Source organism: Haemophilus haemolyticus (assembly GCF_003490595.1).
GTDB classification, from domain to species: Bacteria; Pseudomonadota; Gammaproteobacteria; order Enterobacterales; family Pasteurellaceae; genus Haemophilus; species Haemophilus haemolyticus_L.
Genome location: NZ_QQGY01000004.1, coordinates 163601 through 179622 on the forward strand (window position 1 = coordinate 163601; position 16022 = coordinate 179622).

13 protein-coding genes are annotated in these 16022 nt (G+C 38.4%); 2 read left to right on the forward strand and 11 right to left on the reverse strand.

Annotation, left to right across the window (positions count from 1 at the left end; translation table 11 throughout):
• Positions 1 to 107: 107 nt before the first annotated feature.
• The gene (gene thrS, locus DV415_RS04530) at positions 108 to 2039 is read right to left on the reverse strand and encodes a threonine--tRNA ligase (protein WP_118790155.1); all 1932 of its coding nucleotides are present in this window, start codon (positions 2037 to 2039) and stop codon (positions 108 to 110) included.
• A gap of 284 nt (positions 2040 to 2323) precedes the next feature.
• Between thrS and DV415_RS04535 the strand changes: the two genes are divergently transcribed.
• Complete coding sequence (locus DV415_RS04535; protein WP_118790156.1) at positions 2324 to 2908, forward strand: FMN-dependent NADH-azoreductase; 585 nt, start codon at positions 2324 to 2326, stop codon at positions 2906 to 2908.
• A gap of 72 nt (positions 2909 to 2980) precedes the next feature.
• Here DV415_RS04535 and topA read toward each other — a convergent pair whose 3' ends face one another.
• Complete coding sequence (topA, locus tag DV415_RS04540; protein WP_118790157.1) at positions 2981 to 5587, reverse strand: type I DNA topoisomerase; 2607 nt, start codon at positions 5585 to 5587, stop codon at positions 2981 to 2983.
• 95 nt (positions 5588 to 5682) lie between these two features.
• Here topA and DV415_RS04545 point away from each other — a divergent pair, with 95 nt between their 5' ends.
• Positions 5683 to 6600, forward strand: coding sequence for a LysR family transcriptional regulator (locus tag DV415_RS04545; RefSeq protein WP_118790158.1), 918 nt, complete (start codon positions 5683 to 5685; stop codon positions 6598 to 6600).
• 61 nt (positions 6601 to 6661) lie between these two features.
• Here the strand turns inward: DV415_RS04545 and pntB are convergent, their stop codons facing one another.
• The 9 genes from pntB to DV415_RS10355 all read right to left on the reverse strand — a co-directional run.
• Positions 6662 to 8086 carry a Re/Si-specific NAD(P)(+) transhydrogenase subunit beta gene (pntB, locus tag DV415_RS04550; RefSeq protein ID WP_005637794.1) on the reverse strand — a complete coding sequence of 475 codons (1425 nt, stop codon included), beginning with the start codon at positions 8084 to 8086 and terminating at the stop codon, positions 6662 to 6664.
• A gap of 10 nt (positions 8087 to 8096) precedes the next feature.
• Positions 8097 to 9635 carry a Re/Si-specific NAD(P)(+) transhydrogenase subunit alpha gene (gene pntA / locus DV415_RS04555; protein ID WP_118790159.1) on the reverse strand — a complete coding sequence of 513 codons (1539 nt, stop codon included), beginning with the start codon at positions 9633 to 9635 and terminating at the stop codon, positions 8097 to 8099.
• Positions 9636 to 10218: 583 nt separating this feature from the next.
• A complete protein-coding gene (locus DV415_RS04565; RefSeq protein WP_118790160.1) occupies positions 10219 to 10653 on the reverse strand; it encodes a hypothetical protein in 435 nt (144 codons plus the stop codon).
• A 202-nt stretch (positions 10654 to 10855) separates the two neighbouring features.
• Positions 10856 to 11161 (reverse strand): hypothetical protein, encoded by a 306-nt coding sequence (locus DV415_RS04570; protein WP_118790161.1) that lies wholly within the window; start codon positions 11159 to 11161, stop codon positions 10856 to 10858.
• 18 nt (positions 11162 to 11179) lie between these two features.
• Entirely contained in the window at positions 11180 to 11305 is a 126-nt protein-coding gene (locus tag DV415_RS10425; RefSeq protein ID WP_275045266.1) for a hypothetical protein, read from the reverse strand.
• A 170-nt stretch (positions 11306 to 11475) separates the two neighbouring features.
• Positions 11476 to 11946 carry a hypothetical protein gene (locus tag DV415_RS04575; protein WP_118790162.1) on the reverse strand — a complete coding sequence of 157 codons (471 nt, stop codon included), beginning with the start codon at positions 11944 to 11946 and terminating at the stop codon, positions 11476 to 11478.
• Complete coding sequence (locus DV415_RS04580; RefSeq protein ID WP_239990906.1) at positions 11943 to 14087, reverse strand: hemagglutinin repeat-containing protein; 2145 nt, start codon at positions 14085 to 14087, stop codon at positions 11943 to 11945. Before DV415_RS04580 ends, DV415_RS04575 begins: the two co-directional genes overlap by 4 nt.
• 195 nt (positions 14088 to 14282) lie before the next feature.
• Positions 14283 to 14936, reverse strand: a complete 654-nt coding sequence (locus DV415_RS04590; protein WP_118788336.1) for a hypothetical protein — start codon at positions 14934 to 14936, stop codon at positions 14283 to 14285.
• Positions 14905 to 16022: polymorphic toxin-type HINT domain-containing protein (locus DV415_RS10355; RefSeq protein ID WP_239990907.1), on the reverse strand; the 1118-nt coding region annotated here is incomplete at its 5' end. The genes DV415_RS10355 and DV415_RS04590, both read right to left, overlap by 32 nt.

Here is a 16022-nt window from a genome sequence, read left to right on the forward strand (position 1 = left end):
TCAATAGATCTGAAACAGATAAAAATAACGGTGATCGCTTAAACGATCACCGTTAAATTGAACTCACTGTTGAAACAATAAATTATATTGGTTATTTTCGAAAAGTATTACTCTTCATTCAATAACTTTAATTCTCGACTTCTTACTTGATTTTTCAAGATTTCCGCAAATTCTTCCACAGTAAATGTACCTAAATCAGCACCTTTACGGGTACGTACAGCCACTTTGCCTTCTGCGATTTCTTTATCACCACAAACAAGCATATAAGGCACACGACGTAAAGTATGTTCGCGGATTTTGAAGCCCACTTTTTCGTTACGTAAATCAGTTTTCACGCGTAAACCTACATCGGAAAGCTGTTTTGCGACTTTTTGTACGTAGTCTGCTTGGCTATCAGTGATATTCATAACAACCGCTTGGGTTGGAGCTAACCATGCAGGGAAGAAACCTGCATATTCTTCGGTAATGATACCAATAAAGCGCTCAATAGAACCTAAAATCGCACGGTGAATCATTACAGGGGTTTTACGGCTATTGTCTTCTGCTACATAAGTTGCATCTAAACGACCTGGTAATGCGAAGTCTAATTGCACTGTACCACATTGCCATTCACGACCTAGACAATCTCGTAGTGCAAACTCAATTTTTGGACCATAGAATGCGCCTTCGCCTTCTTGGATTTCATATTCCAAGCCGTTATGTGCTAATGCAGCTGCAAGACCTGCTTCCGCACGATCCCACATTTCATCTGAACCGATACGATTTTCAGGGCGAGTAGAAAGTTTTACTGCAATATTAGTGAAACCAAAGGTGCTATAAATGTCGTACACCATTTTGATACAGCTAGTTACTTCGCTCTCAATTTGATCTTCAGTACAGAAAATGTGTGCATCATCTTGAGTAAAGCCTCGAACACGCATTAAACCGTGTAAAGAACCCGATGGCTCATTACGATGGCAAGAACCAAATTCCGCCATACGGATTGGTAAATCACGGTAAGATTTTAAACCTTGATTAAAAATTTGAACGTGTCCTGGACAGTTCATCGGTTTGATTGCATATTCACGGTTTTCAGATTGAGTCGTGAACATTAAATCTGCGTAATTTTGCCAGTGGCCTGTTTTTTCCCACAATACGCGATCCATCATAAATGGACCTTTTACTTCTTGATAATCGTATTGTTTTAATTTAGTGCGCACGAACGTTTCTAATTCACGGAAAATTGTCCAACCATCGTTATGCCAGAAAACCATACCTGGTGCTTCTTCTTGCATATGATATAAATCTAATGCTTTACCAATTTTACGGTGGTCACGTTTTGCTGCTTCTTCTAAGCGCGTTAAGTATTCAGCAAGTTGTTTTTTATCCGCCCAAGCCGTACCATAGATACGTTGTAACATTTTGTTTTTGCTGTCACCACGCCAATATGCGCCAGCGACTTTTTGTAATTTGAAATGCTGACAGAAACGCATATTTGGCACGTGTGGACCACGACACATATCAATATATTCTAAATGATGATATAAAGCGGGCGTTGCAGTACGTTCGATATTTTCATCTAAAATAGCCATTTTGTATGGCTCGCCGCGTTTTTCAAAGGTATCACGCGCTTCTTGCCAAGTAACACGTTTTTTCACGACGTCATAATTGGTTTTTGCCAATTCCAACATACGTTTTTCGATTGCATCTAAATCTTCTTGCGTTAAAGAGCGGTCTAAATCAATGTCATAGTAGAAACCATTTTCAATGGTTGGACCTATTGCCATTTTTACATCTGGGAATAATTGTTTAATAGCGTGTCCGAGCAAGTGAGCGCAAGAATGGCGGATAATCTCTAAACCGTCTTCATCTTTTGCAGTAATAATTTCTAACGTTGCATCTTGGTCGATAACATCGCATGCATCACGACGCTCACCATTTACACGGCCTGCGATAGTGGCTTTAGCAAGACCTGCACCAATATCTTGTGCGACTTCAAGAACAGAAACAGGATGATCGAATTGACGTTGGGAACCGTCAGGTAAAGTAATAATTGGCATTGTTTTTTCCTTATACAGTGGTCACCCATACGAAAGGTGACGTGTTCGTTTAAAATTCTATAAAAATTAACCGCACTTTTGCCCTACTTGGCTTCATTCCTACCATTGAACGAGCAAAATTAGGCAAAAAATGCGTGGCAAATTCTATCACTTTCTTAAGGCATTGTTAAATAAATGCACATATTTTACAGAAAGGAAATAATGTTTTTCTGGCTAGGGGCTTTATATCCTAAAAATAAAGGCTAGAATAACCGCACTTTTAAATACCCAGTTAAGGAATAAAAATGAGCAACGTATTAGTATTAAAATCTAGCATTTCAGGAAATAACGCCCAGACCAATCAATTGGCTGATTATGTTATCGAAAAATTACACGGTAATAACATTATCGTACGCGATCTAGCCCAACAACCACTTCCATATTTTGATGCAACAGCAGCAACGGCTGTGCGTGGTGAACCTAAAAACGATGAAGAAAAACAACTTCTTGCACTTTCCGATGAATTAGTCTCTGAATTAAAAAATGCAGAGATTCTGGTTATTGGTGCACCAATGTATAATCTTAGCATCCCAACGCAATTAAAAACTTATTTTGATTTTATCGCACGCCCACGCGTCACTTTTCAATATACGGCAAATGGACCAGAAGGGTTATTAAAAGGTAAGAAAGCGATTGTGTTATGTGCATTTGGTGGATTGTATGATGAAGAAAATCTAGTGACACAATATATGAAGTCAATTTTAGGTTTTATCGGTATCACAGATGTGCAATTTGTTTATGCGCAAGGCATTGGATTCGGACCAGAAGCAATTGAAAAAGCCCAAGCGTCTGCAAAAAATAAAATTAATGAAATTGTAACCGCCCTTTGATTCTCAGATAACCTACAAAACATAAGAAGATTTATTACAAAAAAAGTGCGGTGATTTACCGCACTTTTCTTCTTATTTTTTCCGTTCAACCCATTTTCCATTAGTGAAATCAACAATCCATTTAGTCGCTTTCCCATCTTTTTCAGAAGTCACATATTGTTTCTTCTCTTTACGACTAAAACGAACAATCGCTTCATTCCCTTCAGGGTCTTTTTGTGGTGCATCGGCTAAATAAGCTAATTTTTCAGGTAAACGCTCGCGATATTGCACAAGTTCAGCGATTTTAACTGGACGTGTTTCGCGTGATTTCGGGAAGTTATGTGCTGACATAAATACACCACTCGCACCGTCACGCAATACAAAATATGCATCAGATTTTTCGCATTTTAACTCAGGGAAATGTACAGGCTCTTCTTTCGGTGGTGCGACTTCGCCATTTTTCAAAATTTTGCGTGTGTTATCGCAATTTGTACATCCCATATACTTGCCAAAACGACCAAGTTTTAAATGCATATCCGCACCGCATTTATCACACTCAACAACAGGACCATCATAACCTTTAATTTTGAATGAGCCTTCTTCAATTAAATATCCATCACAATTTGGATTATTACCGCAAATATGGATTTTACGATGGGCATCGATTACATAGCTGTCCATTGCCGTTCCACATTTTGTACAACGTTTACGATCCATTAATGCTTTGGTTTCTGAAGATTCATCTAAAACGTTCAATAATTCTGCTTCAGGAATTAAATTAATCGTTGTTTTGCACCGCTCTTTTGGCGGCAATGCATAACCTGTACATCCTAAAAATACCCCCGTACTTGCCGTACGAATGGCCATTTTTCTGCCACAGGTTGGGCATTTAATATCGGTTTCAACAAGGCTATTTGGGCGCATACCGCCTTCAAGTTCATCCAATTCAGCTTTAGAAAGCTGGCTAGAAAAATCCTTGAAGAATTGATTCAATTCAGTTTTCCAATTCACTGAACCAGAGGCAATTTTATCTAGGGTATCTTCCATATTCGCGGTGAAATCGTAATTCATTAATTCACCAAAAGACTCATTAAGGCGATCAGTCACAATTTCGCCCATTTTTTCTGCATAGAAACGACGATTTTCAGTACGAACATAACCACGTTCTTGAATGGTGGAAATAATTGCAGCATAAGTGGAAGGACGGCCAATACCACGTTTTTCCAATTCTTTTACCAAAGCCGCTTCAGTAAAACGAGCGGGTGGTTTAGTAAAGTGTTGAGTTGGTTGCACTTCTTTTAAAGCAAGTTTTTCTGAAACAGCAACTAAAGGCAATTCTTGATCTTCAGGATTTTTGCCTATCTGTGGCAATACTTTTGTCCAACCATCAAAACGTAAAATTCGGCCTTTTGCTTTCAAGGTATAATCGCCGGCTGAAACAGTCAATGTACTGCTATCATATTGCGCTGGTGGCATTTGACATGCTAAGAATTGACGCCAAATTAAATCATAAAGGCGCACCGCATCTTTTTCCATTCCCTCTAAGGATTCAGGCAATGCTCTAATGTCCGATGGACGAATAGCCTCATGCGCCTCTTGCGCATTTTCTTTACTAGAATAGAAATTTGGTTTTTCTGGTAAATATTGTGCACCAAAATGATTTTCAATATAGCTACGCACCATATTCAGCGCATCTTGACTCAAATTGGTTGAATCCGTACGCATATAAGTAATGTAACCCGCTTCATATAAACGTTGGGCTAGCATCATTGTTTTTTTAACGCCAAATCCCAAGCGAGTACTTGCCGTTTGTTGAAGCGTTGATGTAATAAATGGCGCTCTAGGGCGAGAACTTGTTGGTTTAGTTTCTAAATCTGTGACAACGTAATCGGAAACATTCAGAAAATCTACCGCACTTTGCGCTTCTTTTTGATTTTTTGGATCGAATTTCTTGCCTTTATAATCCGTGACATCCAAACGTATAGCTTGTTTATTTTGATTATTCGTAAGGACGGCAACTTCCCAATATTCTTCAGGCTGGAAGGCTTTAATTTCACGCTCGCGTTCTACTAATAATTTAACCGCAACCGATTGAACTCGACCAGCAGAAAGCCCGCGAGCGACTTTTTTCCAAAGTAATGGTGACACCATAAAGCCCACTACTCTATCTAAAAAGCGACGAGTTTGTTGGGCATTAACACGATCCATATTTAATTGTTCAGGCTTTTCAAAAGCTTGTTTAATTGCATTTTTAGTGATTTCGTTAAACACTACTCGGCTAAAGCGATCATTATCGCCACCAATCACTTCACGTAAATGCCATGCAATCGCTTCCCCTTCTCTATCCAAGTCGGTTGCGAGATAAATGTGATCTGCTTTTTTAGCAAGCGATTTTAATTCAGAAACCACTTTTTCTTTACCAGGCAAAATCTGATAATTTGCTTTCCAATCGTGATAAGGATCAATCCCCATACGTTTAACTAAGGCGTTACGTTCCTTCTCAGCCTTAATTTTTGCTTTTTCTTCGGCATCCATACCTTTGGTTGAAATTGGTTTAGCTTTTTCACCTGTACTAGAACCAACCGTCGGCAAATCACGAATATGTCCAACACTTGATTTCACCACATATTGGCTGCCTAAATACTTATTAATAGTTTTTGCTTTTGCTGGCGACTCCACAATCACCAAGGATTTACTCATTTGATTACCTAATATCACTAGAATTTTGTAAAATTGGGGGTATAGTGCAAAGTTATGTAGGCAAAATCAAGCATTTTTTCAAAAAAGGTCTATAAATGGATAAACTCAACGCGATTTCTATTTTCTGCAAAGTCATTGAAACCCAAAGTTTTACATTGGCAGCAAAGCAACAAAATATTTCTGTGGCAATGGCAAGCAAATTAGTTTCACAGTTAGAAGAACATTTAAAAACACGATTGTTACAACGTACCACCAGAAAAATTATGCCTACTGAAGCGGGAATGATGTATTACCAACGCTGTCAAGGAATTTTGCTTGATTTAGATGAGGCTGATTCTAGCATCACTCACCTCACCAGTTCATTACAAGGAAATTTACTTATTTCTGTTCCTCGTGATTTTGGTTTGCTTTTCATCGTACCGAATTTACCGCTATTTATTGCTGAACATCCTAATCTACATGTTGAAATTGAGTTTAATGACAAAAAAATTGACCTTGTGGCAGAAGGCTATGATCTTGCATTACGTATCGGCCATATGGCGGACAGTTCTCTTGTATCACGCAAAATCAGTACAAATACGCTACACTTTGTGGCATCACCAAGCTATCTTGAAGCAAATGGTATTCCACAAACGCCTGATGATTTAGAGCATCACAATGGCTTACTTTATAAAAATGCAATGAATCAAGTAAATTGGGTTGGCTCACGCATAAATCAAACACAACGTTTCAAAATCCAATCAAAGGTTGTGAGCAATAGTGGTTTAGCCTTATTAGAAATGGCAAAAGCAGGACTAGGCATTGTGAATTTACCTAGATTTATTATTGGTCAATCTCTCGAAAAAGGGGAACTCATCGAAGTATTGCCAGAATATAAACAACAAAAATTAGAAATTCATGTGGTCTATCCAAACAGAAGACATTTACCAATAAAAGTGCGGGCATTTATTGAATTTTTATCTGGCTTAGGCTTGTGTTCAGAAATTTTGGAAAATCCTGAAGATAGTCACTAAACGCCATAAAAAAATACCGCACTTAGGCAACCCCAAGTGCGGTTATTTTTATGCGTATTTTTTATAATGCTTTTAAGATGTCTTCAACACGATCTTTTGCATCACCAAAGAGCATTTGCGTATTCTCTTTGAAGAATAATGGGTTTTGTACACCTGCATATCCCACAGCCATTGAACGTTTGAAAACAATTACATTTTGTGCTTTCCATACTTCTAACACTGGCATTCCTGCGATTGGACTATTTGGATCCTCCATCGCAGCTGGGTTTACCGTATCGTTCGCACCGATAACCAATACCACATCGGTATCAGCGAAATCATCGTTGATTTCATCCATTTCAAGTACGACATCGTAAGGCACTTTCGCTTCAGCTAAAAGCACGTTCATATGGCCTGGTAAACGTCCTGCAACAGGGTGAATACCAAAACGAACGTTCACACCACGTTCACGCAATTTTGCCGTAATATCAGCGACTGGATATTGTGCTTGTGCTACAGCCATACCATATCCCGGAGTGATAATTACAGAACTTGCATTTTTCAACAATTCAGCCACTTCTTCCGCTGTAGTTTCACGGTGCTCGCCTTGTTCTTCGCTTGAAGAAACTTGAACATCGTTACCAAAACCACCTGCAATTACGCTCACAAATGAACGGTTCATTGCTTTACACATGATGTAAGAAAGAATTGCACCAGAAGAACCAACAAGTGCGCCAGTTACGATAAGCAAGTCATTATTCAACATAAAACCTGCTGCGGCCGCTGCCCAACCTGAATAAGAGTTAAGCATTGATACCACAACTGGCATATCAGCCCCACCGATTGAAGCCACTAAGTGCCAGCCGAATGCAAGCGCAATCGCTGTCATTAATAACACAGGAAAAATGCTTTCTGGATTATTCAAGAATGCAACCATCAATAATGCAGATACCACAAGTGCGGCTAAATTTAATTTATGGCGATGCGGTAGCATTAATGCTTTTGAATTAATTTTTCCGCTTAATTTACCAAATGCGACAACAGAACCAGTGAAAGTTACGGCACCGATAAAGATACCTAAAAATACTTCGACATTATGAATATTTGTTAATACCGCTTGCTCTGCTACAAATGCGGCTTGTGCTGCTGCATCTAATCCTTCTGGCATTAATGCCTCATGGTGTAAACCATAGCTATTAAAGCCTACGAGCACAGCCGCTAAACCGACGAAACTGTGAAGAATCGCCACAAGTTCTGGCATTTCAGTCATTTCTACTTTTAATGCACGTTGAACACCGATTGCTCCACCAATGATCATCGCAATAATGATCCAAAATGTTCCTTCAGAATGAGGTCCAAAAATGGTTGCGATAAGGGCAATTGTCATGCCAACAATACCGAACCAACAACCCGCTTTAGCAGTTTCATGTTTAGAAAGTCCTGCCAAGCTCATAATGAAAAGTAATGCTGCTAAAATATACGCAGCCTGTACTAAACCTTCAGACATTGTGCGCTCCTTAACCTTTTCTAAACATTGCTAACATACGTTGTGTGACACGGAAACCACCAAAAATATTGATGCTTGCCACCAAAATCGCCACAAAAGCTAACGCATCGATAAATAGATTGCCTGTTGGCTGACGAATTTGTAATAACGCGCCTACAATAATAATGCCTGAAATTGCATTTGTTACTGCCATTAATGGTGTGTGAAGTGCATGGCTAACATTCCAAACCACGTAATAACCCACCACGCAAGCTAAAACAAATACGGTGAAATGTGATAAAAATGCAGCGGGCGCAACAGAAGCTAACCAAAGGAATAACACACCTACACCTGCCATCACACCGTATTTCACACGAGGATCTGTTGGTTTAGCTTCTTTTTTCTCTGCCACTGGTGCAGCTTTGGTTTCTTGTTTTGGTTGTGCAGACACTTGAATTTGTGCAGGAGGAATTTCTTCCCCATCACGAACAACGGTTACACCACGAAGAACCACATCTTCAAAATCAATATTGATATTGCCATCTTTCTCTTTGCACAAAAGTTTTAATAAATTGACTAAGTTTGTGCCGTAAAGTTGGGAAGATTGCGTTGGTAAGCGGCTTGGGAAATCCGTATAACCAATCACTTTCACTTGATTTTCAGTTGTAACAACTTTCCCTGCTTGCGTATATTCACAGTTACCGCCAGTTGCAGCCGCTAAATCCACAATCACTGAACCTGGTTTCATTGAATCCACCATTTCTTTAGTAATCAAACGAGGTGCTGGTTTACCTGGAATGGCTGCCGTAGTAATAATAATATCGACTTCTTTAGCTTGTTCTGCGTAAAGCTCCATCGCACGACGGTTAAATTCTTCCGACATTACTTTCGCATAACCATCACCACTGCCGCCTTCTTCTTTAAAATCAATTTCTAAGAAGCTTGCACCCATACTTTGAACTTGCTCTTTCACTTCAGGACGAGAGTCAAAAGCACGAACAATCGCCCCAAGGCTATTTGCTGCACCAATTGCCGCCAAACCAGCCACACCCGCACCAATCACCAACACTTTTGCTGGTGGAACTTTACCTGCAGCAGTAATTTGCCCTGTAAAGAAACTACCAAATTCATGCGCAGCTTCAATGACAGCACGATAACCAGAAATATTCGCCATAGAAGAAAGCGCATCCAATGCTTGCGCACGAGAAATACGAGGCACCGCATCCATTGCTAACACGTTAATTTTCTTCGCGGTGAGTTTTTTCATTAACTCAGGATTTTGCATACGCCAAATAAAGCTCACAAGCGTTGCCCCATCCTTCATTTGAGCGATTTCTTCATCTGTCGGTGCATTTACTTTGAAGATAATATCCGATTGCCAAATTTCAGCCGACGTACCGATCTTCGCGCCTGCCTCTAAAAATGCTTGATCTTCAAAACTAGCTTTAAAACCTGCATCGTGTTCCACGATCACGTCAAAGCCCAATTTCAATATTTGCTGAACCGTTTTCGGCGTTGCCGCCACACGGCTCTCATTCTCAAGCAGCTCTCTAGGTACACCAATTAACATACTGTTTCCCTCTGATTGATGATTGGATTGATGAGATTAATGAATAAACTTTCGGCTATTCATCGTTAAAATGACAAAAAGTCAAACGGATACAACTGTATCATTGATTGAATGAAAATAGGTAACGTTTTTAAGTGGTTTTACAAGATATTGTGATAGGGATCACGAAAAATCTCACATAAAAAAACATCTTAAAAATTTACCGCACTCCAGCGGAATAGTTACCCAACTCGTCTCTATTAAACGATTCTCTAATTTGCCACTTTGACTTGGCGCACTCTCTGTAGTGATATCTGAAATCTCTTCTTGCAGCGTTTTGCCTGTACGTTTTAATTGCTCTGCTTCATCTTTAATAATGATATTTTGCGTACAGCAAAGGCGAAATCAATAGCCATCGCCGTTTAAGTGTGTTACTCACTCGTGATATTTTGGTGGAAAAAGTAGAACTAGCTTACGATAAGTTAAATGTAAAATTATAAGGTTTGCTTAACATAAGCATCATTGAAAATACAAAAGTGCGGTCAATTTTTAAGGAGTTTTAAAATCTCTCCAAAATTAACCGCACTTTTCATGCAAAGATTAGCTATCTTGCTATTTCTTCCTTCGCTTTTATTCGCTCTTCCCAAATCTCTCTAGGAATCCCATATTCCTTTATCTCATTTTCTTCAAGATCACTAACGCCTCGAAGATAGAGCATTGGCCAACTATCTTCATCTGGAACATATGCAAATTTAATATTAAATTCCATATTATCAAATAGGGAAAACTTATATTGAGTCCATTCTTGAGATAAGGTTGCTCTCAATTGCTTCATTAAATTTATAATTTCACCTTCAATTTCATCAGGTCTTTGACCTAATGGAAAGTAATGAATATCACCATTCGCAACAACCCATTCAGCTCCACCAGAATAATGTTCAGGATAAATAGAACCAATAAAATCAATCCTTACGGCTTCGTCAGGCATTATTGACCACAATAACTCCCCAATTTTCTGGTAAATTTCTTGTTCTTTCATTTTTGATTTCCTGTATAAGGATTTTTGCGATTATTTAATAACTTATTATTAATAAAATAAATTATTTAAATAGATACCACCTTATTATAAAGATAAATTTATATACTGAGAGTCAAGTAAATTAAAATATATACACTCCGTTATATTCATCTTATCAGAAACGGTACTAACACCTAACTCCTCAATAATAACACCCATATCATCAGATATCATATTGTATATTTAAATCAGATAAAATTTTTTCAAGTTCATCCTTTCTCTTACCTAAAAAATCAATATCTAGGATAGATACAAAACTAGGTCTAAAAATTTCAATTTCTTGCAAGAGGTTATATTCATCATAAAAACAATGAACACCCAACTTATTGAAATTATCTGCAGTATTTGATGAAAATTGGCTTTTTCTAAACTCTACATAATTAGAAGCTAAAACAGTTCTTACATGCTCTCTTGATTGTTTATAAAAAAGACATTTTTCTTCTTTTTCTTTTGATAAAGAAAATTTCATATTTATTTCCTCTTGCCTTTATGTACCTAAATCAATATTTTGCGTGGCATGAAGTTGTATTTTCCCTTTGCCATCATTGATAAGATTGACGGCATTTAACGCAATGTTTTCTGCCGCAACCGTGAGACTGCCATTCTCGCCCACGATGGCGCGCGTTTCCTAACGCGTGCCCAAAACATCAATTTCGTTTGATTCAAATTTTCACTATTTTTATTAACAACTTCAGTTTGTTTATTGTTAGATAGATACAAGAGTGCGTCAGGAAACGCGCACTATCTAGGGGCAGGTTTAAATCAAACTAGTTATAAGAGCTACTATTTAAAAAATAAAATTTGTATAAGACAAACAATAATCCCTATAACAATACCTATTTTTATAGAAGGATTTCTAAAAAAATAAAACCATTTTTCCTTTGTTGTATTTTTAAATAAATATTCATCATCAGAATGGATATATGTATCCTCTAAAGAGTTATATGTCTCCCCTTCATCTCCTCTAACTCTAGTACCATCATTTAACTTTTCAGCAATAGAAATTAACTTTTCTATATGCTTATCATCCGTGGTATTAATGTAATATTCACCTTCAATACCTTCAGTATAAAAAATAGTAAAAGAAGGATCATTTTTATCATAATAGAATTCCAAAACTCCATTTTCATTTAACTCTTCCTTCATATTGAATTCTCTAAATAAAAACTCTCTAAACTTTTCTTTATTCATGATTAGTTTAGAAGAAATATCTTTTTTATCCGTATTAACTAACGAAACATGATAAGCCATCATTTATCCTCTTTTTTACTGTTATTACTATTTATAATTGTAGTTGGTGCCGATATAGAAGCTCCTGCAAATGGTCGAATTGGATTATAATTAACCACGCCTTTTCCTCTCTCATAAATAATAGGGATAGACGTACTACCAAACCTGGACTCATATTTTTTTACGTGAGCATTCCATTGTCCAGAAGTGGTTAAATCCCCCCATGTATTCGTCCCTTTCCAACTTAAATCTGGCTGTTTGCCTGTTGCCTTATTTGCACTTATAAAATAACTATTTGCATTATTAGATAGTTTCGAAGGTTTTCCAGACACTTCTCCAATACGACGCCCTGTGTCTCTATGAATTTTACTCCCCACAGCTCTTGCGTTACCAACTAAATTTTGTGAATTCTTCGCTGCTTGATGAGCAGCATTCGCTGTTTTTGCTACATCACTACCAATAGCAACTGACTGTTTAACTGAGTTACTAGCACGATATGCTTTAAGCCCAGCAGATGCCCCTGCAGGTAAAAATGGCACCGCTGTAGCAAAGCCATCATAAATAAGCCCTACTCCATCAAGAGCAGCCATCCCATAATTACCCTCTTCAATATTATAAGCTAAAGAAGCTCCTCCTATTGTAAGATTAACTACATCCCATGCTGTTTCAGGAGTAATAGCATTATGCTCAACTGCATTATTCGCCACCGTTGTCCCTATCGATGATTCACTCAAAATTTTGACCGCACTTGACCCTTGACCAGCAGCGGCTAAACCACCTGCCACACCAGCAAGTGCCTTCGCTATTTCTTTCACTTGGCTACGTTCAGTTTCAGTAAGGTCTTTCGCTTTTTTATTATAAAGATGCTCCGTTAAATATTTCGCACCTAATTCACCTGCTGCAGTGGAAATCGCACCGGTTGATGCTTTTCCACCCATTAGCTCCGCTTCTACCGCCCCCCATAAAATATGCGTTGGGATATTTAATGCCGGATAATCTTCCGTTGCTTTCTTGATTAATTGGTTCACATAAGATGAAGCGGCTGCCGTCGCGATACTTTGACTTGAGCCTCCACTTAACGCAATTAAACCTGCGTGAGTAATAGCATCAACTGCACGCTTGGTGCTGCCACCCGTTCCCCAATTTTCTGCTTGTATTTCGGCTTGAAGAATATCTTTTTTAAGCTGATTAACTGCCTCTTGATTACCTTGTTGTTTAGCTTTTTCTAAGCGAGATTTTAAACGTCTCACCTCTTGCTCAGCTGCTTCCTGTTGATTCGCCGTGTAGGTCTCCACCGCCTTTTGTACATGTCCTATTGCCGTTGCAATCTGTTGCTGCTCTTGAATTTGCGCTTTCACATCCTTCGTCTGTGCCACTTGATTGTTAGCTTGGGCAAGGTCTGTGTTAATGCCTAGTTGGGCTGCTGTGGTCTGTGTCAGGCTCGTATCTTTATTCAAGATAACCGTCCCTTCCGTCAATGTCGCTTTCGTCGTTGAGCTGTCGCTGCTTTGTTGTAACATCGGCAAGCCCGGGCTTATCCCCCCACTACGCTGACCGTCTAGTTTGGTACTATTTTCTGTGTTCGGTTTAACCGCTCTGCCCGTTTCGTTATCCACCCATTTTTCTTTTGACTCTTTGAGACTTCCGCTAATACTTGCGCTCGCTGCACTGCTGCTCGATTCATTTTGAATATCTTCAAAGGTCAGTGTGTTGGTTTGGAGAATGCTGTTTTTCGCATTGCTGCTTGCAATGGCGCCACCTTTCAAATGAACATTTTCCGCATCAATGTGATACCCCCCTTCTTCAGCAAAAATACCAGCTTGTTCATTCACTTGTTTACGGTGAGTCGTGCCTTTGGAAGCATTGCCATAACCACTCACACTCCAGTTGTTGCCAAAACCAAATTCCACTTCTAAACCGCCTCCGCTTGATTTAGTTTTAAAGCGTTCTTCGTCTTGTAAACTTTCAATGTTGAGCTTGCCACCCACATTGGCATTAACGGTGTTACCTTTGACTTGACTCCCCAGTAGGTTGGTATCACTTTGGCTATTTAGGGTCACGGTTTGCGCATCTAAGTGGCTCGCTTGGTAAGTTTTACTTTCACCATCTTCCTTGCCAGTGCTTCCGCCTATTACTCGCTCGTGATGTTTCCGTGGGAAAAGCATTGGAAAAAGTAGAACGAACTTACGCGAAGTTGAATGTGAAATTATAAAACTTACTTAACATAAGTCGTTGAAAATACAAAAATGCGGTCAATTTTTGAGAGGTTTTAAAACTCTTTGAAAATTGACCGCACTTTATATCCCAATTCAAACTGTATGCATCTTAAGTATCAAACAGCGCTGGTATCTTAGTCGAACTTAACATTCTTTGAGCATAGTTTTCGAAGCTGCCAAGTGGTTAATATTCTCAGAAAAAACCACCTCAAACTTATCATCTTTTGAGCAAAAATTTAAGAATTCTATAGCCTTACTACAGTCATCACTTAAAGAAATACAACCATACCCAATATCTTCATGCGGGTATAATGCTATTTTTAATGTTGGATTAATTAGAAAACAATGATCTCCTACCACCTTATTATATTTATACGCCATAGATAATTCACAAAAACTCAATATATCCTTTTTATCAAAACTCAATGACATTATATTAGCTGGAAATGGATATTTATTATCTTCATAAAAATCTTCAATAAGTCCATTATATGGAATTAACACTCCCATCTCTTTAGCCTTATTATAAATACTTTCATAATAAGAAACCTCTAAATCAGAAAACTCAGGGATAGAAGCACTATCGTCATATGCTAATGCAGTTAGTAGAAAAAAGTCATTGATAGAGTCTTTAAAAAAGGACTCTATCATTTTAGATGACATTTGTATTACTGATTGCATAGTAAGATCTCTTGCATAAAAGTAGCCAACCCAACCTGGGCTACTACTAAAACTATTAAAATTTATTTTATTAAAAGATATAACGCTATTTGTTGTCGAATTTAATGATTTTTCCATCACTTTTACCTATTGTAATCTTTCTTCTTACTTCTGGAGCATTCCCTTTTAATCCAACTTTCCACTCACCATTTTTATCTGAGTGAGAGGTATGACTTTCTGACCAAATTTCACCAGTATATTTATTTTTAAAATTTTTACCTCCTTTTAATTTAATGAAATCGTCCGGATGTGTTGTTGGTGTTCTTACAATATCCCCTACGCTTGCACTGTTGACCTTTTGTTTTGGCATATCAAGGAAACAATCATTATGCACCCAAACGCCATCAAGGTCAGAATTCGCTCCTTTGATAAAGTAAGTGTGGTCAGTCTCAACTGTCAGGTTATATGCACTTAACTTCTCAGCCTTGATAGTGACACCTTTCACCGTTTGCCAGTGATTATTTTCTGATAACAGTTTATAACCCGCTTTCAAATTTTGTGCATCTACCCACTGAGCATTTTGGATTTCTCCGTTGTAGTGATGCCCCTCAGAACTCGGTACTAGCTCACCTTGATTTACCTGGGTAAAGAATGGATGAATTTTATTTGAAACAATAGTTTGATGTTTGCCTTGTTCATCAATCACTTCTACATATACCGTAAAATCATACGGGTTGTTGTAGTGAGCTTGTACGCGCTGATAGGTCATTTGTCCTGTCAGTTCGTTTTTCGCATAAACTTTGTCGCCCACTTTAATGGATTGAATCGGTTTATACCCCTGTTCGGTTTTCACTTCCATGTCACCACGGAAAGAACAAGTTAACGCTTTTACTCTAGAATTTTTGACCGTTTCCAAAGCGTTTGATGCAATATCGGACGCTGTACTGGATGCACTTCCTTTCACAACCGCTACTGCTGTTTTTTCTCCTTTCGCAAAAGTTACTACTGCTTTTGTGAATTTTGTACCAACTTTAGCCAAACCCAAACCACCGGCAAGTATTCCCACCGTCTCTTGCAGTAATTGACCTGCCTCTAAGCCAGCCTTGAAAGCCCCTTCTGCACCCGCTTTCTCATACTCAACAATCATCTTATCAATTCTATTCGCATAGGATTGTTTCATTGCTTTAGTAAAATTGCCTTCTTGAATTAAGGTCTTAATCGCAT

Coding starts and splice junctions, on each gene's coding strand:
- thrS (WP_118790155.1), bottom strand. CDS start 2,039: ATGCCAATTATTACTTTACCTGACGGTTCCCAACGTCAATTCGATCAT.
- DV415_RS04535 (WP_118790156.1), top strand. CDS start 2,324: ATGAGCAACGTATTAGTATTAAAATCTAGCATTTCAGGAAATAACGCC.
- topA (WP_118790157.1), bottom strand. CDS start 5,587: ATGAGTAAATCCTTGGTGATTGTGGAGTCGCCAGCAAAAGCAAAAACT.
- DV415_RS04545 (WP_118790158.1), top strand. CDS start 5,683: ATGGATAAACTCAACGCGATTTCTATTTTCTGCAAAGTCATTGAAACC.
- pntB (WP_005637794.1), bottom strand. CDS start 8,086: ATGTCTGAAGGTTTAGTACAGGCTGCGTATATTTTAGCAGCATTACTT.
- pntA (WP_118790159.1), bottom strand. CDS start 9,635: ATGTTAATTGGTGTACCTAGAGAGCTGCTTGAGAATGAGAGCCGTGTG.
- DV415_RS04565 (WP_118790160.1), bottom strand. CDS start 10,653: ATGAAAGAACAAGAAATTTACCAGAAAATTGGGGAGTTATTGTGGTCA.
- DV415_RS04570 (WP_118790161.1), bottom strand. CDS start 11,161: ATGAAATTTTCTTTATCAAAAGAAAAAGAAGAAAAATGTCTTTTTTAT.
- DV415_RS04575 (WP_118790162.1), bottom strand. CDS start 11,946: ATGATGGCTTATCATGTTTCGTTAGTTAATACGGATAAAAAAGATATT.
- DV415_RS04580 (WP_239990906.1), bottom strand. CDS start 14,087: ATGCTTTTCCCACGGAAACATCACGAGCGAGTAATAGGCGGAAGCACT.
- DV415_RS04590 (WP_118788336.1), bottom strand. CDS start 14,936: ATGGAAAAATCATTAAATTCGACAACAAATAGCGTTATATCTTTTAAT.